At 64.3% G+C, this 18,770-nt stretch carries 20 protein-coding genes; 11 read left to right on the top strand and 9 right to left on the bottom strand.

The genetic code is table 11. From position 1 onward, the window contains the following. Positions 1-187 precede the first annotated feature (187 nt). From CAG46_RS21985 to CAG46_RS21975, 3 genes are all read left to right on the top strand, one after another. Entirely contained in the window at positions 188-490 is a 303-nt protein-coding gene (locus tag CAG46_RS21985; protein WP_025338583.1) for a DUF3077 domain-containing protein, read from the top strand. Between the two features lie 78 nt (positions 491-568). Further along, the gene (locus tag CAG46_RS21980; protein ID WP_085619248.1) at positions 569-1,291 is read left to right on the top strand and encodes a hypothetical protein; all 723 of its coding nucleotides are present in this window, start codon (positions 569-571) and stop codon (positions 1,289-1,291) included. A 111-nt stretch (positions 1,292-1,402) separates the two neighbouring features. After that, positions 1,403-2,323, top strand: a complete 921-nt coding sequence (locus tag CAG46_RS21975) for a LysR family transcriptional regulator (protein WP_085619246.1) — start codon at positions 1,403-1,405, stop codon at positions 2,321-2,323. Positions 2,324-2,796: 473 nt separating this feature from the next. Here the strand turns inward: CAG46_RS21975 and CAG46_RS21970 are convergent, their stop codons facing one another. After that, the gene (locus CAG46_RS21970) at positions 2,797-4,101 is read right to left on the bottom strand and encodes an MFS transporter (protein ID WP_085619244.1); all 1,305 of its coding nucleotides are present in this window, start codon (positions 4,099-4,101) and stop codon (positions 2,797-2,799) included. A gap of 266 nt (positions 4,102-4,367) precedes the next feature. Here CAG46_RS21970 and CAG46_RS21965 point away from each other — a divergent pair, with 266 nt between their 5' ends. The 3 genes from CAG46_RS21965 to CAG46_RS21955 are packed head-to-tail and all read left to right on the top strand — an operon-like array spanning position 4,368 to position 6,677. Beyond that, the gene (locus tag CAG46_RS21965) at positions 4,368-5,531 is read left to right on the top strand and encodes an iron-containing alcohol dehydrogenase (RefSeq protein WP_085619242.1); all 1,164 of its coding nucleotides are present in this window, start codon (positions 4,368-4,370) and stop codon (positions 5,529-5,531) included. 21 nt (positions 5,532-5,552) lie between these two features. Continuing rightward, a complete protein-coding gene (locus tag CAG46_RS21960) occupies positions 5,553-5,867 on the top strand; it encodes an NIPSNAP family protein (protein WP_013972037.1) in 315 nt (104 codons plus the stop codon). 33 nt (positions 5,868-5,900) lie between these two features. Beyond that, complete coding sequence (locus CAG46_RS21955) at positions 5,901-6,677, top strand: SDR family oxidoreductase (RefSeq protein WP_025338589.1); 777 nt, start codon at positions 5,901-5,903, stop codon at positions 6,675-6,677. A gap of 255 nt (positions 6,678-6,932) precedes the next feature. Here the strand turns inward: CAG46_RS21955 and CAG46_RS21945 are convergent, their stop codons facing one another. The 5 genes from CAG46_RS21945 to CAG46_RS21925 all read right to left on the bottom strand — a co-directional run bounded on the left by CAG46_RS21945 (position 6,933) and on the right by CAG46_RS21925 (position 11,628). Further along, entirely contained in the window at positions 6,933-7,868 is a 936-nt protein-coding gene (locus CAG46_RS21945) for a cyclase family protein (RefSeq protein ID WP_085619238.1), read from the bottom strand. 98 nt (positions 7,869-7,966) lie between these two features. After that, complete coding sequence (locus CAG46_RS21940; RefSeq protein ID WP_085619236.1) at positions 7,967-8,509, bottom strand: WYL domain-containing protein; 543 nt, start codon at positions 8,507-8,509, stop codon at positions 7,967-7,969. Between the two features lie 107 nt (positions 8,510-8,616). After that, entirely contained in the window at positions 8,617-9,603 is a 987-nt protein-coding gene (locus tag CAG46_RS21935; protein ID WP_085619234.1) for a zinc-binding dehydrogenase, read from the bottom strand. Between the two features lie 217 nt (positions 9,604-9,820). Next, positions 9,821-10,618, bottom strand: a complete 798-nt coding sequence (locus tag CAG46_RS21930; RefSeq protein ID WP_025338593.1) for an SDR family NAD(P)-dependent oxidoreductase — start codon at positions 10,616-10,618, stop codon at positions 9,821-9,823. 86 nt (positions 10,619-10,704) lie between these two features. After that, the gene (locus CAG46_RS21925; protein WP_085619232.1) at positions 10,705-11,628 is read right to left on the bottom strand and encodes a LysR family transcriptional regulator; all 924 of its coding nucleotides are present in this window, start codon (positions 11,626-11,628) and stop codon (positions 10,705-10,707) included. 379 nt (positions 11,629-12,007) lie between these two features. On the opposite strand from CAG46_RS21925, the gene CAG46_RS21915 reads away from it, so the two are divergent. The 4 genes from CAG46_RS21915 (at position 12,008) to CAG46_RS21900 (ending at position 15,098) form a co-directional block, all read left to right on the top strand. Further along, positions 12,008-13,201 (top strand): MFS transporter, encoded by a 1,194-nt coding sequence (locus CAG46_RS21915; RefSeq protein WP_085619228.1) that lies wholly within the window; start codon positions 12,008-12,010, stop codon positions 13,199-13,201. Positions 13,202-13,231: 30 nt separating this feature from the next. After that, on the top strand, positions 13,232-14,338 hold the full coding sequence (locus CAG46_RS21910) for an alkene reductase (RefSeq protein WP_085619254.1): 1,107 nt from the start codon (positions 13,232-13,234) through the stop codon (positions 14,336-14,338). 243 nt (positions 14,339-14,581) lie between these two features. Further along, a complete protein-coding gene (locus tag CAG46_RS21905; RefSeq protein ID WP_013972043.1) occupies positions 14,582-14,827 on the top strand; it encodes a type II toxin-antitoxin system Phd/YefM family antitoxin in 246 nt (81 codons plus the stop codon). Continuing rightward, positions 14,817-15,098 carry a type II toxin-antitoxin system RelE/ParE family toxin gene (locus CAG46_RS21900; RefSeq protein WP_003259987.1) on the top strand — a complete coding sequence of 94 codons (282 nt, stop codon included), beginning with the start codon at positions 14,817-14,819 and terminating at the stop codon, positions 15,096-15,098. The genes CAG46_RS21905 and CAG46_RS21900 overlap by 11 nt, the downstream gene beginning before the upstream one ends. A 15-nt stretch (positions 15,099-15,113) precedes the next feature. On the opposite strand, the gene CAG46_RS21895 is transcribed toward CAG46_RS21900, so the two are convergent. The 3 genes from CAG46_RS21895 to CAG46_RS21885 all read right to left on the bottom strand — a co-directional run bounded on the left by CAG46_RS21895 (position 15,114) and on the right by CAG46_RS21885 (position 17,155). Continuing rightward, entirely contained in the window at positions 15,114-15,746 is a 633-nt protein-coding gene (locus CAG46_RS21895) for a BRCT domain-containing protein (protein WP_085619226.1), read from the bottom strand. A 16-nt stretch (positions 15,747-15,762) separates the two neighbouring features. After that, positions 15,763-16,158: a hypothetical protein gene (locus CAG46_RS21890; protein ID WP_085619223.1), complete on the bottom strand. Its 396-nt coding sequence runs from the start codon at positions 16,156-16,158 to the stop codon at positions 15,763-15,765. An 88-nt stretch (positions 16,159-16,246) separates the two neighbouring features. After that, a complete protein-coding gene (locus tag CAG46_RS21885; RefSeq protein ID WP_063913754.1) occupies positions 16,247-17,155 on the bottom strand; it encodes a LysR family transcriptional regulator in 909 nt (302 codons plus the stop codon). 291 nt (positions 17,156-17,446) lie between these two features. Here CAG46_RS21885 and CAG46_RS21880 point away from each other — a divergent pair, with 291 nt between their 5' ends. Continuing rightward, the gene (locus tag CAG46_RS21880) at positions 17,447-18,751 is read left to right on the top strand and encodes an MFS transporter (protein ID WP_085619221.1); all 1,305 of its coding nucleotides are present in this window, start codon (positions 17,447-17,449) and stop codon (positions 18,749-18,751) included. The last annotated feature ends 19 nt before the right edge of the window (positions 18,752-18,770 follow it).

The raw sequence follows: 18,770 nt of genomic DNA, 5'->3' as shown, positions 1-18,770 counted from the left end.
CTTGTGGGGGGAGATTGATCGTCCGTCACTGCCGGTTGCCGGTCAAGAGCCTGAGTGGTGGTGGAGCATCCCCTTTGTAGGTTCCTTGTAGTCCATTTCCGAAAGTAAGCCTTTCCACCCTCAAGGTTATTGTGGCGGGGCAGGCAGCGCCCTAGTCTCGGCACGCTCGTAACCCCGAGGAATGGACATGGACAAAGACACTCCGAAAGAAAGCAGCAACCTCAATGTCGTGCGTGCAGCGGGCCGTTTTGGCAACGGCGGCGCCGAACTGGTGCAGATGAACGCGCAGCTGCCAATGCGTACGGCGCTGATGGAGGCCTCGAGCATCATGGGCTGCATTACCGAACTCACCCGCAAGGCCATCGACCGGCCCGGTGACCGCAAGGCGATGATGCAAGCCACGTATTACCTGGCAGGCATGGCCAAGGCGCTGATCGACGGCCAGTTGCAGCAGTTGCGCCAGGCTCGGGGAGGCGAGCAGGAGCCTTAGTCAGGCTTGCCTGGGGACCATGAACTTGGCACCCTTGGCCAGTTTGAATCTCTGTAACACGACAGAAGGAAGTTCGCATTGAGCTGGGACAAGGTGGGGAAACTCCTCGTAGCCGTGCTGCTTGGCCTGATGGTCCTGCTGACCGCCTATGGGTTGCTCAGGGGCAACCCGCGCCTGGAGGCATCGCTGACCTATGCCTACCTCACCTATCCCAGCCAGTTCAGCGAACGCATCACCAAAGCCAGCGAGCAGCTCAAGTACGAGCAGTTGCAGGGGCGTATCAATTCCATCAGCGAGGGCAGGCTGAGCCACGATCAGGTCGAGCGGCTGATCGAAATGGCCCAGGCGCCGTATGCCCAGCTGTTCGCCAAGCCCTTCGAGGCCGGGCTGGTCGACCACCGTACCGGTCTGCTCATCGAGCTGCGCAACAGCGGTGATGCGCAGGTGCGCCAGGTGAAAATCCGCCTGCCGGCGAAAGGCCTTGTGCAGGTGCGCGATGCAGCTGGCAATGACACCATCCTGGAAACCTCCACCATGCAAGCGGACATCCCCGTCATCGAGCCGGGTGGCGCGTGCAAGGTATGGGTGTATTTCGATGCGGACTACTCACAGATCCGCCAGGGCGGGGTCAGCATCAGTCACGCCGATGGCAAGGCTGACATACAGGTTTACCGCGAGGTCATCGGTTTCCCGGCCTGGGTGGCCCGTTACAGCCGCGAGCTGATGGTGCTGCTGGGCGTATTGGCGGCCAGCGTGCTGGGCCTGGGGTATGCCTGCCTGTCGCGTCGCCGCGTGGCGTGAGCTTGCCGGGCGTGTCTTCAGGGCAAAGGACATTTGCCGCAAACTCAACAATCGCCCGTTGACAACCCTCTATAGTGCTCGGCATTACAAGACCCATGCCGAGCCTGCCCGATGATCCCCTCCCTGGACTCCATTTTTTCCCGCCTGCGCCTGCGTCAGTTACGCCTGCTCATCGAACTGGACCGTTGCGGCTCCCTGCACAAGGCGGCGGAGGCCATGGCGATTTCCCAGCCCGGTGCCACCAAGGCCTTGCGCGAGGTGGAGGAGGTGCTGGGTGTGCCGTTGTTCCAGCGCCTGCCCAGCGGCCTGGTGGCCAATGACGTAGGCCGTTGCGTGGTGCGATATGCGCGGTTGATTCACAGTGACCTGGGGCATTTGCGCGAAGAGGTGCTTGGCATCGTCCAGGGCCAGGGTGGGCGGCTGGCGGTGGGTAGCATCATGGGGGCCATGCCGACCCTGATCGGCGCCCTCGGGCGGTTGCGCCGCAAGCAGCCGCAACTGGCGGTGGAGATCGCCGAGAACACCAGTGCCAACCTGCTGGCCCAGCTTGATGAAGGGCGCCTGGACCTGGCCATCTGCCGGCCAGGGCTGGGCCGCAATGCGGCGGACTACGCCTTTGTCGAACTGGCCCAGGAGCCGCTGGCGGTGGTCGCGCACCCGCAGCACCCGCTGGCCGGTGCGGCGGCGCTGGAAGTTGGCGACCTGAGCCAGTATCGCTGGATCGTCTACCCGGCCAACATGCCCATGCGCCAGGCGCTGGAGCGTGAGTTGAGCGAGGCGGGGGTGGAGGTGCCACGCTACCCGCTGGAAACCTTCTCCACCTTCGCCACCTTCATGCTGCTGGAAGACGACCCGACGCTGGTGGCGGTGATCCCCAGCGCCGTGGCGGCCTTTGCCGAGCAGCGCGGGTTGCTGGTGTCGCTGGCAGTGCAGCTGCGGGCACTGAGCGAGCCGTTCGGGATCGTGCACCGGGTAGCAGCGCCGCTGTCGCCGGCGGCGCGGTTGCTGGTGGAGGAGCTTACGGCCGGTTGAGCCCTGTTGCGGCCCCCTGTGGGAATGGGTTCACCCGCGAAGAATACGACGTGGTGGATGGCACCGGCTGCGCCGGTGTTCGCGGCCACGGCCGCTCCCACAGGTACAGCGTGAGCCCGAAGCCTGCGCCGTCCCTGTGGGAGCGGGTTCACCCGCGAAGCAGGCGACGCGTTGGATGGAACCGGCTGCGCCGGTGTTCGCGGCTGAAGCCGCTCCCACAGGTACAGCGTGAGCCCGAAAGCCTGCGTCGTCCCTGTGGGAGCGGGTTCACCCGCGAAGCAGGCGACGCGGTGGATGGCACCGGCTGCGCCGGTGTTCGCGGCCACGGCCGCTCCCACAGGTACAGCGTGAGCCCGAAGCCTGCGCCGTCCCTGTGGGAGCGGGTTCACCCGCGAAGCAGGCGACGCGGTGGATGGCACCGGCTCTGCCGGTGTTCGCGGCTGAAGCCATGCAGGGATCTCGCAATCTAGGTCTCAGAACTGCCGCTCGCGGTAATCGATCAAGCTGGAAAACACCGCAATCAACACCGCAGCCACCACAAAGAAGATCAGCGCAAAGAAGTAATCCCCGGTGAACTGCACGATCAGCCCGATCACGATCGGCACCAGCACCCCGGCCATGTTGCCGCAGAAGTTCATGGTGCCACCCAGCACGCCGGTGCGCGACGGCCCGCCGATGATCGCCGGCAGGCACCAGTACATCCCGCACCAACGGATGAAGAACATCGCCACGCACAGCAGGCTGATCACCGCGACGGTCTCGCCCACATAGGCTGCCGCCAGGATGCACAGCGCCGCCACCAGCGCCGAACCGCTGAACATGGTGCGCATCACCAGGTTCGGCGAGGCACCGCTGGCCCGCCAGCGGTCACCGATCCAGCCGCCGATCAGTTCGCCGACAAACCCGCACATGAAGATCAGGAAGGTCGCCCCGCCCATGGCCGAAATGTTCAGGCCATGGGCCTTGTGCAGGTAGCTCGGCATCCAGGTCAGCAGGCCGTAGAACACTGCCAGGATGCAGCTGTAGCCGGCGAACATGGCAAAGATCGAACGGTCCTTGAGCAGCTCGCGCAGCGGCAGCCTGGCCTTGGCTGCCGCGGCATGGGCGCTGGCGTTGCCTTCGGTGATGTGGCGCAGCTCGGCCTCGTTCACCCCCGGGTGCTCGCTGGGGTGGTTGCGGATGTACTTCCACGCCAGGATGCCGGCCAATACGGTGCCGACCCCGGCCACCACGAAGGCCAACCGCCACGAACCCAGCCAGGCAATCAGCCCGGAAATCAGGATCGCCCCCAGGGCGCTGCCCAGCGGCGCGCCGCCATCCACCAGCACCGCGCCACGGCCACGTTCGTTAGGCGTCAGCCAGGCGCCATTGAGCTTGGCCCCGGCGGGCATGATCGGCGACTCGGCCACGCCCAGGCCGATACGCGTCAGCAGCAGTACCAGCCAGTTGTGCGAGGCCGCGCCCATTGCCTGGAACAGGCCCCAGGCCACAGTTGCCGCGCCAATGATGCCGCGGGTTTGGAAGCGGTCCAGCAGCATGCCACCAGGGATCTGCATCAAGGCATAGGACCAGAAGAACGCACTGAGCATCAGCCCTTCCATGGCCGGCGTCAGGTTGAATTCGGGGGCGATCAGCGGCAGCGCCACCGACAGCGAGGCGCGGTCGATGTAGTTGATTGCGGTCAGCAGCAACAGGATCAGGAAGATGCGCCAGCGCACCGTGGTCATCGGGGCCGCAGCGGGCAGCGCCAGGTCGGCCGGGGAGGGGATGGTCTTCATCGCAGGAGCTCGTTGTTGTGATTATCGGGAGGCGTAGCAACTACGCAGGCCGATTGTTGGAGCGCTGCCGGCAGTGCAGGTAATGAAAAGAGCTGATCCGCCAATAACGCCTGCTTATTACCCAGGCAGGGGATAAGCAGTGGTTATTGGCGGATCAGCTCTTTTCATTATCGGCGGCCCTGGCCCGCGCTCTAGATTGCCCCGGCACGGCCCGCCAGCGTCACGGCGGGCACAACAAGAACAACGCAGTTGCCTGAGGACCCCTCATGAGCCAATTCCAGTTCCATTTCCCCACCATTGCCAAATGTGGCGCGGGCCTGGCCGACCAGGCCGGTGCGCTGCTCAAGCCGTACGTGGACGGCACCCTGCTGGTGGTCACCGACCAGGGCCTGATCGATGCAGGCATCCTGGCCGGCTTCTTCGCCTCGCTGGAGCAGGCGGGCATCGACTACCAGCTGTTCTGCGCCGTTGAAGCCAACCCCAGCACCGATGTGCTCGACGCTGCCGTGGCGCTGCTGAAAGAGCGCAACTGCACCGCTGTGATCGGCGTGGGTGGCGGCAGCAGCATCGACACCGCCAAGGGTGTGGCGGCGATGGCCACCAACCCTGGCAACATCCTCGACTACGAGGGCTACGACAAACTGACCCAGCCGCCGCTGCCGATCTTCGCCATCCCGACCACCTCCGGTACCGGCAGCGAATGCACGGCGTCGACCGTGTTCACCAACAAGCGCACGCTGTTCAAGACGGTGATCGTCAGCCCGCGGCTGTTCCCGCGCCTGGCCATCCTCGACCCGGCACTGACCCTGAAGCTGCCTGCGGCCATCACCGCCGCCACCGGCATGGATGCCCTGACCCATGCCATCGAGTCGTATGTGTCGCGCCAGGCCAACCCGATCAGCCAGGCCATGGCCCTGCAGGCCATTCGCATGATTGCCGGCAGCCTGGAAAAAACCTACTTCGTCGGCACCGACATGGCGGCCCGCGAGCAGATGCTGCTGGGCTCGTTCCTGGCCGGGGTGGCGTTCTCGCAATCCAAGCTGGGCAACGTGCATGCCATTTCCCACACCTTCGGCGGGGTGTTCAACATCCCCCATGGCATCGCCAATGCCGCTCTGCTGCCTTACGTGATCAAGTTCAACCTGCCGGCCTGCCCGGAGCGCTTCCGTGACATCGCCATTGCCCTGGGCGCCGATGTGATCGGGCTCAGCGTGGAGCAGGCCGCGGCACGCACGGTGGATGCGGTGGTGGCCCTGAACCAGGCCATCGGCATTCCCGCGACCATCCGTGAACTGGGCGTGGACCTGGAGTTCCTGCCGCAGATGGTCAGCGACTCGATGCGCAGCGGCAACGTGCTGGTCAACCCACGCCTGACCACCGCGCGCGATGTCGAGCGCCTGATCACCGACGCCTACCACGGCAACCTCTGAACCTTTTACGGAACCACGACCATGTTCTATGAAATGCGTACCTACACCCTGCACATCGGCAAGATGAAGCAATACCTGGAGCACTTCGAAAAGGAAGGCTTGCCGGTGATCTCGCGCTACGCCAAGCTGGTGGGCTGGTGGTACACCGAGATTGGCGAACTGAACCAGGTGGTGCACATCTGGGCCTACGAGAGCCTTGACGACCGCATCGAGCGCCGCGCCGCCCTGTACCGCGATGCGGACTGGCTGGAGCGCTTCATCCCCGTGGCCTTCCCGATGCTGGTGCGGATGGAATCGAAGCTGTTGATGCCTGCCGCGTTTTCGCCGATCCAGTGACCCTGTAACTGCATTGCATCAAGGAGCAACCCAATGGATCTAGGCATTACCGGCCGCTGGGCCATCGTCTGCGCGGCCAGCCAGGGCCTGGGCAAAGGCTGCGCCGAGGCGCTGGGCAAAGAAGGCGTCAACCTGGTCATCAATGCCCGTACCCAGGCCACCCTGGAGCAGACCGCCGCCGAGTTGCGCGCGGCTTGCCCGGGCATCGAGGTGCGCACCGTGGCCGGTGATGTCGCCGACGCCGAGGTGCGCCAGGCGCTGCTGGCAGCCTGCCCGCAGGTGGATATCCTGGTCAACAATGCCGGTGGCCCGCCCCCGGGCGACTTCCGCGACTGGGGCCGCGAGGACTGGCTGAAGGCACTGGACGCCAACATGCTTACCCCCATCGAGCTGATCAAGGCGGTGGTCGATGGCATGGCCGAGCGCGGGTTCGGCCGGGTGGTGAACATCACCTCCGGTGCGGTGAAGGCGCCGATCGATATTCTTGGCTTGTCCAATGGTGCGCGCAGTGGCCTGACCGGCTTCATCGCCGGCCTGGCCCGTCAGCAGCGCCTGGCGGGCAGCAACGTGACGCTGAATAACCTGCTGCCTGGGGCGTTCGACACGGCGCGCCTGCAGAAGACCTTGAAGGCGGCAGGTGGCGATGTGGAAGCCACCGCCCAGTCGCGACGCAAGGCCATCCCGGCGGCGCGCTTTGGCAGTGCCGGCGAGTTCGGCGCTTACTGCGCGTTCCTGTGCAGTGCGCATGCCGGGTACATCACCGGGCAGAACCTGTTGATCGATGGTGGGGCGTTCCCCGGTACCTTCTGAGTCGCCTGACTGAACGTGCCCCTGTGGGAGCGGGTGAACCCTAATCCCGGTCAGTTAGGCAAATTGGGGCCGCTTTGCGGCCCTTCGCGGGCTTGCCCGCTCCCACAGGTTTGGCGCGGGGCTCAGAAAATGCGCAGTTCCTGTGGGAGCGGGCAAGCCCGCGAACACCGGCGAAGCCGGTGCCATGCACCGTGTCGCTTTCTTCGCGGGTGAACCCGCTCCCACAGGTACCGTGTCAGCCCTCAGTCGCGGCGATCAGTGAATCGCCACGGGGTTGATGTTCACCTGGGTCGAGCCCTTGTACAGCGGCTGGCCCAGCACGAACAGGAACTCGAACGCCTTGTCCTTCACCAGCGCGCGGGTGTCGATCAGCTCCAGGTTGTAGATGCCGCGCTTGGCGAGCATGAACTGGTTGACCGGGAATTCTTCACCGGTCGGGTTCGGGTACACCTCCGAAGCCCAGGTATCGCCACCAAAGGCGACAATCCCCTGGTCAGCCAGCCACTCGGCCGCCGGCAGGTCGATGCCCGGTTCGGTGGCGAGGAACTGCTGGTTGTCCTTGCCGATCAGTTCCAGCCAGCCGGTGTTGAACAGCACCACGTCACCCTTGCGCAGGTTAATGCCTTCTTTCTTGAGCACGGCCTTGATGTCGTCGACGGTGAACGAGGTGCCGCCCGGCACGATGGCCTTGCCGTAGTGAGCGGTCATGTCCAGCACCACGCCGCGGGTGACCATGGGCGGTACTTTTTCCACGCCCAGCTTGGTCACGCCTTCGACAGTGACGAAGTCGGCGGCCTTGTTGCCGTTGTAGTAGACGTTGTCGATACCGATGTGGCCGATGCCGTTGAGCTGGGTGCCGACGCCGGTCCAGCCGTTGACCAGTTCATCGTTGAAGCTGAACTTGTTGCGGCCCAGGGTCTGGCCGGCCTGTTCGCCAGGCTGGATGTTGTACAGGTGGAAGCTGCGGTGGCGGAAGGCCGGCAGGTCTTTGCTCACCGGTACGGCCAGCGGGTAGGTCTTGCCGGTCTTGACCAGGCCGACCGCCTGCTTGACCACTTCAGGGGTGAGCAGGTTGGCGGCGCCGATTTCATCCTGTTTGCCGTAGGGCGAGGTCTGCCAGTCGGCGGCCAGGGTGGCCTGGGCAGTGGTCGCCAGTGCGACGGCGAGCAGCAGGGGCTTGAAGCGTTTCATCGGGTACTCCTGATAGTGAGGCGTTGTCAGGAGCAGATTCTGCGCAGGGCCAGCTATGGGAAAAAGCGGCCCGGGGGACAATGACTTTTGCTTGCCGGTCAACAACCACCCTCGTGCAGCGCCAGGCTCTGGCGCAACTGCTCGAGCATGGCCTGGCGCAGTGCCTGCGGCGCCTGCACGCGGATCGAGCCGGCCTGGGACAGCAGCCAGCCCATCAGCGCACGGTTGTCGTCGACGGTGGCTACCAGGGTGGCCCCACCGTCCGCTTGCAGCGTCAGTTGCATATCTGCCGACAGGGGCGCCGCTTCCAGGCGCCGGGCCAGCGCATCATCGACCCAGGCGTGCAATTCAACCTGGTCCGGGGGTATGAGCGCATCGGGCTGCAGCTGCTGCGCCTCACCCAGGTTCAGGCCCGGTTGCCAGTACCAGCCGTAGGGCATGCCTTTGCTGTTGCACTGCAGCGGGAACAGCGCCGCGAGTTCGACCAGGTCGCGTTCGACGGTGCGTTTGCTGGTGATATGGCCCACGGTTGTCAGGGCGGCCTGCAACTGGGTGGAACTCATCCCCGGGTGGCGGCCGGGCAGCAGCTTGAGCAGCTGCCACTGGCGGGCGATGGTGTGACGGGTAGGGTGGCTGGGCAAAGGGCTCGTCCTTGAAGGCAGGCACGAGGCCTGCCTGAGTAGTGGCGTTTAGCTATTGCCCAGCATACCTTGTCGCAGAATGGGATCCAAGTTCTCGCGTACGGCGTTCAGTCGAGGCGCGTCACCCATTTGCCTGCGCCTTGGCCCTCTTTCAGCTGCCGCAGAGCCTGTGGCAGTGCCGAGAAGGCGAACTCGCGCCGTTGTGGCGCGATAAGGCTGCCTTCGGCGACGGCCTGCAGCAGGCGTTCACCGGCCACGCGCAGGGCTTGGCGATCTGCCAACCGGCCATGGGCATGAATGCTGTTGAGCGCCACTTCATGCAGCGAGATCGCCGTGCCGAAGGCGGGCGTTGGTGCGGTTTCCTGGCGGTCCTGGATGCACACCAGGTGGCCGTTGTAGCCGAGCAGGTGGGCAAGGCTGCCGGCATGGGCGCCGCTGACGGTGTCGAACAGGGCATGCAGCGGGCGCTCGCCCAGGGCGGCCTGCAGTTGGTCCTGCCAGTCGGCGTCGTGGTAGTCGAACACCCCACTTACACCAAGGGCCTTGAGCGTGGCGTGGTGGCGTTGGCCGGCACTGGCCCACACGCGCAGGCCTCGTTGCGCGGCCAGTTGCGCGAGGTAGAAGCCCACCGCGCCACCGGCGCCGATCACCAGCACGTCGCGGCTGGCACCTTCGGGCACCTTGGCCAGGGCCTGCCAGGCGGTCAGGGCGGGGCAGGGCACGGCGGCCGCGGCGGTGTCGCCGAGCGCACTGGGGATATGCATCACCAGGCTGGCATCCAGCAGGCAGTGCTCGGCAAAGCTGCCGTCACGCGCCAGCGATTGGTGGTAGGCAACGCGGCTGCCCAACGGCATGTCGACGCCTGCGCCAACGGCGACTACCACACCGGCGCCATCCACGCCCGGGACCGTGCCTTGCTGCCAGGCAGGGTGGCCCCACTCGCAGATTTTCCAGTCCACCGGGTTGAGGGCAATGGCGCGGTTGGCCACCAGCACCTCACCGGGGCCGGGTTGTGGCAGGGGTTTACGCAGCAGTTGCAGGCCGTCTAGGCCGGCGTTCGGGGTCCAGGCCCAGGCTTGATGATCGGTTGGCATGGTGCGGGTCCTTTCGAGACGGGTGTGGGCGGCAGGCTAGCGGGGATCGGGCGGGGGAAACAGCTGCGGTGACGGCAAGGTGTTTTGATTTCAGGGCAAAAGTCTGGGGCCGCTTTGCGGCCCATCGCGACACAAGGCCGCTCCTACAGGAGAACGCGTTTCCTTGTAGGAGCGGCCTTGTGTCGCGATGGGCTGCAGAGCAGCCCCCAGGCTGAACTCAGATAGCCAGGCTGTCGACTACACCGCCGTCGACCCGCAGCGCTGCACCGGTGGTGGCGGACGAGTAAGGGGAGGCGAGGTACACCGCCAGGTGGGCGACTTCGTCGACATCGGCGGCACGCTGGATGATCGAGCTCGGCCGTGCGGTACGCACGAAGTTGTCGGCTTCTTCACGAATGCTGCGCCCGGACGCCTGGGCTGCATCAGCCACCAGCGCGGCCACGCCGTCGGTCAGGGTCGGGCCGGGCAGCACTGCGTTCACGGTGACCCCGGTGCCGGCCAGGCGCTTGGCCAGGCCATGCGATACCGCCAGGTTGGCAGCCTTGGTGACGCCGTAGTTGATCATGTCGGCAGGGATGGCGATGCCCGATTCCGATGAGATGAACAGGATTCGCCCCCAACCTTTCTCGACCATGCCCGGGGCATAGTGGCGGGCCAGGCGCACGCCGCTCAGCACGTTGGTGTCGTAGAAGCGCGTCCACTCGCTGTCGGCCACGTCGAAGAAGTCGACGTCGTCGTAGATGCCCAGGTTGTTGACCAGGATGTCGGCCCGTGGGTGGGCGGCGAACAGGGTTTCGGCACCGGCGGCGGTGCCCAGGTCGGCGACCACGCCGTGGATCTGCCCACGGCCACCTTGCTCGCGCAGTTCGGCCAGGGCGGCATCCAGCGACTTCTGGCTGCGGCCGGCAATGACTACGTCAGCGTTGGCGCGGGCCAGGCCGCGGGCGATAGCCAGACCAATACCGCCGGTCGAGCCGCTGATGATGGCGGTGCGTCCGCCGAGGTCGATGTTCATGGAATGGCTCCTGTGGGTGAGTTGCATCGATAGGAGCCATCCTAGTGAAGCGCGGTCAGACTGTAAAAGACGTAATTCGACTGAGTTCAGACCTGGTTTGACTTATCAAGCCCTTGCTCGGCCAATGCCAGCACCCGCTCGCGGAAAATGCCCACGATCGGCCGCAAGTCGACCTGGTGCCAGACCGCCCACAACTGCTCGCTGGGCTGGAACCAGTCCAGCTGGCGCAGCACCACGGTAGGCCCGGCGCTGGCCGACAGGCTGCTTTGCACCATGGCCAGGCCCAGGCCGGCGGACACCAGGCCGAGCACGCTCAGCGGGTCGTTGGCCTCCAGCGACAGGCGCGGGGTGAAGCCGGCATCGCCACAGCGGGCGATGAAATCGTCACGCTTGTGGCCCTGGTCGGGCTGCCCACCGGTGATGATCCAGTCCTGTTCGTGCAGGTCGGCGGGGGTCAGTTCGGCCTTGCTGGCCAGCGGGTGCGCGGCCGGGATGGCCAGCAGCAATGGGTCGTCCAGCACCGGCTGGCCGCGCAGGTCGGGGTCGTTCTTTGGCGGCGGCTCGCAAACCAGGGCAATGTCCAGGCTGCGCTGACGCAGGCCTTCGAACTGTTCGTTGGGGGTCATGTTGTACAGCGCAATATGAATGTTCGGGCGCTCGCCACGAATGGCCCGCACCGCGCCAGGCAGTACGCCGGCGTGGATGGCGTGGTTGACGTAACCGATGCACAGCCCGCCTTCCTCGCCACGGCCCAAGCGCTTGCCCAGCGATTCCAGGCGCTCGGCATGCTTGAGCAGGCCGCGCGCTTCGGCCAGGAAGGTGCGCCCGTCCCTGGTCAGGTACAGGCGCTGGTTGCGCCGTTCGAACAGCGCCAGGCCAAGGTTGTCCTCCAGCTGGGCGATCTGCCGGCTGAGGGGGGATTGGGAAATATGCAGCTGCTCGGCGGCCCGGCCGACGTTCTCGCATTCGGCGACGGCGACGAAGTAGCGCAACTGACGTAGATCTTGCATGAGACCTCCTGGGACTTAACTATTAACAATTATGACTTGGGCGGTCTCGATCTTGCCAGCCTGGGATGCGTTCACTTCGTCGGGTTGATGAACGCGGTCAATTGTGGGAGCGGCCTTGTGTCGCGAAAGGGCTGCAAAGCAGCCCCAGCAATATATGTCTTTGCGCTGAACCCCTGGGGCTGCCTTGCAGCCCTTTCGCGACACAAGGCCGCTCCCACAACTGACCGCGCAGGCTGGAACATTAAAGTTGACCCGCTCGCAATATCTTCAGGATGACCTTTGCCTTCAAATCAAAACTCATTGTCCCGTCCCCACCTTTTTCCCATCCCCACGTCCCTCGAGAATTCACCCATCCCAACCTTCCACAGGTGATTCTCAAATGCCTCTCGCCTTGTTAGCCCTGACCCTGGCAGCCTTCGCCATCGGCACCACGGAGTTCGTGATCGTCGGCCTCATCCCGACTATCGCCAATGACCTGGCGGTCACCCTGCCTTCGGCCGGCCTGCTGGTCAGCCTTTACGCCCTCAGCGTCGCCATCGGCGCGCCCCTGCTCACCGCCATGACCGGCCGCGTCCCGCGCAAGCTGTTGCTGGTCGGCCTGATGGCGCTGTTCACCGCCGGTAACCTGGTGGCCTGGCAGGCGCCCAGCTACGAATCGCTGATCATGGCGCGCATCCTCACCGGCCTGGCCCACGGGGTGTTCTTCTCGGTCGGCTCGATCATCGCCACCAGCCTGGTGCCGAAAGAAAAAGCCGCCAGCGCCATCGCCACCATGTTCAGTGGCATGACCGTGGCCTTCGTCACCGGTATCCCGCTGGGTACCTTCATCGGCCAGCACTTCGGCTGGCACGTGACCTTCCTGGTGGTGGCTGCCTTCGGCCTGGTGGCGCTGCTCGGCGCACTGCTGTTCGTGCCCAAGCGCATCCAGCACAGCCAGCCGGCACCGCTGCTGCGCCAACTGCGGGTGATGCTGCAACCGCGCCTGCTGCTGGTGTATGCCATGACTGCCGTGGGTTACGGCGGCTCGCTGATCGCCTTCACCTTCCTTGCCCCGATCCTGCAGGACATCGCCGGCTTCGGCGCCAACAGCGTCGCCCTGGTGCTGCTCGCCTACGGCGTTTCGGTTGCCCTGGGCAACATCTGGGGCGGCCGCCTGGCCGACCGCAAAGGCCCGGTCAAGGCACTGTCGATCATCTTCCTGCTGCTGGCCGTGGTGCTGCTGGCGCTGACCTTCACCGCGCCGCATCCGGTGCTGGTGGTAATCACCGTACTGGCCTGGGGCGCGGTGGCCTTCGGCAATGTGCCGGGCCTGCAGGTGTACGTGGTGCAGCAGGCGGAAAAGGTCGCCCCCGACGCAGTCGACGTGGCTGCCGGTTTCAACATCGCCGCCTTCAACCTGGGTGTGGCCGGTGGCTCCTGGGGCGGTGCCCAGGTGGTGCAACAGCTCGGCCTCGGCCACACCCCATGGATTGCCGCGCTGGTCACCCTCGGTGCCTTGGCCCTGACCCTGTACAGCGGCCGCCTCGACCGCCGCGTACCTGCCCAGCCACAACCTGTCGTCAGCCGCGCCTGACCCCTGATTCGCCTTACGGAGATGCTCATGATGACTCAAGATCCGCTGTTCCAACCCCTGCAATTCGGCGCCCTCAACCTGCCCAACCGCGTGCTGATGCCGCCGATGACCCGCTCCCGTGCCGCCCAGCCTGGCGATGTACCGACCGCGCTGATGGCCGAGTACTACGCACAACGCGCCAGTGCCGGGCTGATCGTCAGTGAAGGCACCTGGATCTCGCCACTGGGCAAGGGTTACGCCCGCACCCCGGGTATCCATACCCAGGCGCAGATCGACGGCTGGCGCCAGGTCACCGAGGCGGTACATGCCGCAGGCGGGCGCATCTTCGCCCAGCTCTGGCACGTCGGCCGCCTCAGCCACAGCAGCCTGCTTGGCGGCCAGGCACCGGTGTCGTCCTCGGCGATGCAGGCCGAAGGCGTGAACGTGTTCATCGACAATGCCGACGGCACGCCAGGCTTTGTCCAGGCCTCCAAACCACGCGCGTTGAGCGAAGCGGAAATTGCCGAGATCATCGAGCAGTACCGCCAGGCTGCGCGCAACGCCATGGCAGCCGGTTTTGACGGTGTCGAGTTGCACGCGGCCAACGGTTACCTGGTCAACCAGTTCCTCGATTCCGGCGCCAACGACCGCACCGACCGCTACGGCGGCTCGTTGGAAAACCGCCTGCGTTTCCTCGACCAGGTCACCCGTGCGCTGGTCGAAGGCACCGGCGACGCCCAGCGCGTAGGTGTACGCCTGGCGCCGCTGACCACGCTCAATGGCTGTGTCGATGCCGACCCGGTCACCACCTATACCGCAGCGGCCAAACGCCTGGGCGAAATCGGCATCGGCTACCTGCACATTGCCGAAGCCGACTGGGATGACGCGCCGGACATGCCGGTGGACTTCAAGCAACAGCTGCGGTCGGTGTTCCCCGGGGTGATGGTGTATGCCGGCAAATACACCGGCGAACGTGCACGGCGCGCGCTGGAGGAGGGCTGGGCTGACCTGATCGGCTTCGGCCGGCCATTCGTGGCCAACCCGGACCTGCCGGCGCGGCTGAAGCTGAATGCGCCCTTGGCCGAGCACGAACGGGCCACGCTGTTTGGCGGTGATGCCCATGGCCTGACCGACTACCCGGCACTGGCAACAGCCTGACCCCGACCGCTCCTCATGGAACTGCAAATGACTCATTGAGTTAGCAGGGACCCTGTGGGAGCGGCTTTAGCCGCGAACACCGGCGCAGCCGGTGCCATGCACCGCGTTGGATTCAAAGGGCTGGGCGATCTCCCCCAAACACGGCATTTCACCTGTCGTGTCTTACCTCTGTGCTTGAGCAGTGACGACTTGTTTGTGTCCTATATATGGACCAAAATATGGCTCTCTATTGAGGGTGTAAATATGCAAAACATATTCGCTGACGTGGCCGTAAGCGTGTCGGAACTGAAAAAGAACCCATCCGCGGTGATGACCGGCGCTGCGGGTATGCCCGTCGCCGTGCTCAATCACAACCGCGTGATGGGTTACATGGTGCCGGCCGAACTGTACGAGGCCATGATGGAACGCTTGGAAGATCTCGAATTGAGCGAACTGGCCAAGTCGAGGTTGGGTGAAAAAGGCGTACCGGTATCCCTGGATGACCTATAAACTCGAATTCCTGCCTTCGGCACTGAAAGAGTGGGGAAAGCTAGGCCACACCGTGCGCGAACAGATCAAGAAAAAACTCGCCGAGCGCCTGCAGTCACCCAAGGTACAGGCCGACGCGCTGCGTGACCTGCCGAACCACTACAAAATCAAGCTCAAGGCCTCTGGATATCGCCTCGTCTATCGAGTCGAGGACGAGCGTATCGTTGTAGTGGTGGTATCGGTTGGCAAGCGCGAGCGTAGCGAGGTGTATCGATCCGCTCAGAAGCGGTAAACGCCATCATGGTCATCAACCAAACGCCGCACGCTGCCAATGCGCCTCGCTTACGATCGCAATGTTCGCACCCGCTTCCCTGATTTCCACTGCTTTCTTGATCTTCGTGCCATAACTGCTGTGCAGCCACTGCTCGTTGCCAATACTGCCAATGACCAGGTAGTGGATCTTCTTGCTCACCCCCGCAGCGATTGAACCCCCACGTTCGACTACCAGCGCTTCGCATGCTTTGCGAGGCCCGTAAGCCATTGTGCCGGTAAACAGGAACATGCGGCCTGTCCACTCCAGTGTGGGTTCGGGGTTATCGAGTGGCAGTGAGGTGGGTGAAGAGAATGGGTTGTCGCTGCAGCGCGGCTTGCCGGTGAACTGCTGCAATAGCTCAAGCAGTTCAGCCGACTCGGCAGCATCCAGCATATTGTCCTTGAGCATGTCGCTCAGGCGCCGGTACAACAAATTGATGACCGGATCCTCAAGATGAACGAGTTGCTGCTCCATCCATCCTTTGAGGAACTCGGCTTCTTGTTGATTGACCTGGTTGTCAGCAGTCAGGCCCGCAGCGATTCCAATCAACCCATCAACCGGGCGCTGCGCGATCCGCGCTTCGTGAAAAAAGCGGCTGTTCTGAAATTCCTGGTGAAGATCGACCATTCCCTGTTCCTCGTTTCTATTCCGTCAGCATCACAGCATTGGCGTATTTTTCCTGGTCCGGTGTGAACGTTGTCAGCATGCCGGTGTGATTACAGGTCAGGGTGAGCTCTGTTCGCGTATCGATGAACAGATCCTCGCCGCGAAGGCCCTGCCATTGCGCCAGGTACTTGAACGAACCGTACTTCATCGGTTTCTTCAATGCGCGATCATGGCCACCTTTCCAACCTAGCACCGGGAGTGCGCCATCGGCGCAGTGCCGGGCAAGTTCTGGCTGGGCCAGAGCCCGCTCACGGCCAATCTCCCAGCAGCGGATCAAGCCCTCGTCGGGCCCCTTCCATGCTTCTTCCCAGGTGATCAAGGGGCGGATGGGGTGATGAATGGGGCGTCGAATGACCCCGGTAGCTCGATCCATGACTGAGATTGTCCGTAATGTTCAGTTGGCCTGGATGCTACTAATTGGCCACTATCGTGTCCAGTGCTCGCCGACCCCAGCTATGCGTTCAGTCAAGGCTCTGCTGCAACGCCTCGATAAACACCTCTTCTGCCCGGCTGAAGCGTTGCTCCCTGTTCCACAACAGGTGGATATCCACATCGGCAATCCCTTCCTGCGGCGGCAGCTTCCACAGCAACCCGGCGTCTACATCCGGCGCCACCACATGCTCGGGCAGGCAACCTATGCCAAACCCGGCAATCACCAGCCGGCGTACTTCTTCAAGGCTTGGTGACGATGCCACGATCCGCCCGGCAAACCCTTGCTGGTCGCGGAAAATGGTCAGTGGCGACAGCATGCCGCCAATCTGGTCACTGGTGAAACTGACGAAGTTCTCCCGCTGCAGGTCGCCTTCGTCCTGGCCAAACAGGGCATGGTGCTTGCCACAGAAGAACGCATAGCGCTGGCGCAGGAACAACCGTTGCTCCAGCCGTGGCTGCGCACGCCGGTTCAGGCTGAGGCCCGCCGTTGCGGTTTTTTCCTGCAGGGCGGCGACGATGTCGGAGCTGCGCATCACGTCGATCTCCAGCTCCACCCGCGGGTGCTGGCGGTGGAAGTCGGCGAGGAAATCGTCGAAGCGTTCGTTGACGATACGACTGATCATCAGCAGGCGTACCTTGCCCACCAGTTCGTCCGCCGGCTGCTCCAGCAAGCCGCCGATCTGCGACATCTGCCCATAGACCTCGCCGGCCAGCTGGAACAGCTGCTCGCCCATTTCCGTCAGCACGAAGCGCGGCCCGCGGCGGGCGATGAGCTGGCGGCCAAGCTGTTCTTCAAGGCGCTTGAGCGCCTGGCTCACTGCCGGCTGGGTGAGGTGCAGGCGGGCGGCCGCGCGGCTGATGGACAGCTCCTGGCCGATGACTCGGAAGGTGCGCAGCAGGTTCCAGTCGAGGCGGTCGTTGAGCAGACGGTCGGGCATGGCAGGCTCGATAATAAGCAAGGCTAATATTTCGAATAATAAATAGAAAATTGACTAATCATAGCCCCGAGCCGATAAATCGCAGGTATCGAGGCCTGTCGAATCGGTGTTGGCTTCTTCGCGGGTAAACCCGCTCCCACAGGTACTGCAGCGCTTGCAGACCTTGTGCAAGCCCTGTGGGAGCGGGTTTACCCGCGAAGAAGCTGACACCAGACCAACAGGCCAAGCGCCACAAGAGCGCCCCCCGTGCCCCTGACAACTCCTGCCAGAACAACAAGCAAAGGAGCCCCCATGAAGCCCACCGCTTCCCCCCAGCCACGCCGTGCCGCCGCCGCCGCGTTCATCGGTACCATGATCGAGTGGTACGACTTCTACATCTACGCCACCGCCGCCGCCCTGGTGTTCGGCGCGCTGTTCTTCCCCTCCGACAACAGCCTGTTCAGCACCATGGCCGCGTTCGGCACCTTCGCCGTCGGCTTTTTCGCCCGGCCGCTGGGTGGCATCGTCTTCGGCCACGTGGGCGACCGTATCGGCCGCAAGAAGTCGCTGGTCATCACCTTGCTGATGATGGGCATCGTCACCGTGGGCATCGGCCTGCTGCCGACCTACGCACAAATCGGCGCCAGCGCGCCGGTACTGCTGATCCTGCTGCGCATCGTCCAGGGCATTGCCGTGGGCGGCGAGTGGGGCGGGGCGGTGCTGATGGCCGGTGAGCATGCACCCAAGGGCCGGCGCAACTTCTTCGCTTCGTTCGCCCAGCTGGGCAGCCCGGCGGGCCTGATCCTGTCGCTGCTGGCCTTCGGCGCGGTCACCCGCCTGCCGGAAGAAGACCTGATGAACTGGGGCTGGCGCGTGCCGTTCCTGGCCAGCGCGCTGTTGCTGCTGGTGGGCCTGGCGATTCGCCTGGGGGTGAATGAGTCGCCCGAGTTCATCGCCAGCCGCGAGCAGGCGGAAAAGGCCCGGCGCAAGGAGCAGGCCCCGGTATTCGAAGTGCTGCGCACGGCCTGGCGCCCGCTGTTGCTGTGCATCGGTGCCAATACCCTGGGTATTGCCGGTGTCTACTTCACCAACACCTTCATGATCAGCTACACCACCCAGCAGTTGCACCTGGAGCGTTCGTTGATCCTGGAGTGCCTGTTCTTCGTGGCGATCATCCAGTTCTGCGTGCAGCCGTTGGCCGCCTGGCTATCGGAAAAGATCGGCGCCACCCGCTTCCTGGCCCTGGTCGCGCTGCTGGCGATGGCCTCGCCTTACCCGATGTTCGTGCTGGTCAGCTCGGGCCAGGGCCCGTTGATCGTACTCGGCATCGCCCTGGCCGCCGCGTGCATGGCGTCGTTCTACGCGGTGATCGCCGGCTACGTCAGCGGCATGTTCGACACCCGCGTGCGCTACACCGCCATTTCCCTGGCCTACCAGATCTGCGGTGCCATCGCGGGCGGCCTGACCCCGCTGATCGGTACCTGGCTGGCCCACACCTTCACCGGCCAATGGTGGCCGATGGCGGTGTTCTACACCCTGATCGCCACCATCTCGCTGGTCTGCGTGCTCGCCCTGGCGCGCCAGTACGCCCGCAGCCAGCACCTGGAACTGGCCTGATCGAACCGCTTTTTTCTGG

This window comes from Pseudomonas sp. B23(2017) (assembly GCF_002113725.1).
GTDB lineage: Bacteria > Pseudomonadota > Gammaproteobacteria > Pseudomonadales > Pseudomonadaceae > Aquipseudomonas > Aquipseudomonas putida_Z.
The sequence above is the reverse complement of the archived record's forward strand: the minus strand, read 5'-3'. Positions and strand labels throughout refer to the sequence as shown.

Excerpts from the sequence above, each read along its gene's own strand:
- CAG46_RS21985 (WP_025338583.1), top strand. The coding sequence starts at position 188 with ATGGACAAAGACACTCCGAAAGAAAGCAGCAACCTCAATGTCGTGCGT.
- CAG46_RS21975 (WP_085619246.1), top strand. The coding sequence starts at position 1,403 with ATGATCCCCTCCCTGGACTCCATTTTTTCCCGCCTGCGCCTGCGTCAG.
- CAG46_RS21970 (WP_085619244.1), bottom strand. The coding sequence starts at position 4,101 with ATGAAGACCATCCCCTCCCCGGCCGACCTGGCGCTGCCCGCTGCGGCC.
- CAG46_RS21965 (WP_085619242.1), top strand. The coding sequence starts at position 4,368 with ATGAGCCAATTCCAGTTCCATTTCCCCACCATTGCCAAATGTGGCGCG.
- CAG46_RS21960 (WP_013972037.1), top strand. The coding sequence starts at position 5,553 with ATGTTCTATGAAATGCGTACCTACACCCTGCACATCGGCAAGATGAAG.
- CAG46_RS21955 (WP_025338589.1), top strand. The coding sequence starts at position 5,901 with ATGGATCTAGGCATTACCGGCCGCTGGGCCATCGTCTGCGCGGCCAGC.
- CAG46_RS21945 (WP_085619238.1), bottom strand. The coding sequence starts at position 7,868 with ATGAAACGCTTCAAGCCCCTGCTGCTCGCCGTCGCACTGGCGACCACT.
- CAG46_RS21935 (WP_085619234.1), bottom strand. The coding sequence starts at position 9,603 with ATGCCAACCGATCATCAAGCCTGGGCCTGGACCCCGAACGCCGGCCTA.
- CAG46_RS21930 (WP_025338593.1), bottom strand. The coding sequence starts at position 10,618 with ATGAACATCGACCTCGGCGGACGCACCGCCATCATCAGCGGCTCGACC.
- CAG46_RS21925 (WP_085619232.1), bottom strand. The coding sequence starts at position 11,628 with ATGCAAGATCTACGTCAGTTGCGCTACTTCGTCGCCGTCGCCGAATGC.
- CAG46_RS21915 (WP_085619228.1), top strand. The coding sequence starts at position 12,008 with ATGCCTCTCGCCTTGTTAGCCCTGACCCTGGCAGCCTTCGCCATCGGC.
- CAG46_RS21910 (WP_085619254.1), top strand. The coding sequence starts at position 13,232 with ATGACTCAAGATCCGCTGTTCCAACCCCTGCAATTCGGCGCCCTCAAC.
- CAG46_RS21905 (WP_013972043.1), top strand. The coding sequence starts at position 14,582 with ATGCAAAACATATTCGCTGACGTGGCCGTAAGCGTGTCGGAACTGAAA.
- CAG46_RS21900 (WP_003259987.1), top strand. The coding sequence starts at position 14,817 with ATGACCTATAAACTCGAATTCCTGCCTTCGGCACTGAAAGAGTGGGGA.
- CAG46_RS21895 (WP_085619226.1), bottom strand. The coding sequence starts at position 15,746 with ATGGTCGATCTTCACCAGGAATTTCAGAACAGCCGCTTTTTTCACGAA.
- CAG46_RS21890 (WP_085619223.1), bottom strand. The coding sequence starts at position 16,158 with ATGGATCGAGCTACCGGGGTCATTCGACGCCCCATTCATCACCCCATC.
- CAG46_RS21885 (WP_063913754.1), bottom strand. The coding sequence starts at position 17,155 with ATGCCCGACCGTCTGCTCAACGACCGCCTCGACTGGAACCTGCTGCGC.
- CAG46_RS21880 (WP_085619221.1), top strand. The coding sequence starts at position 17,447 with ATGAAGCCCACCGCTTCCCCCCAGCCACGCCGTGCCGCCGCCGCCGCG.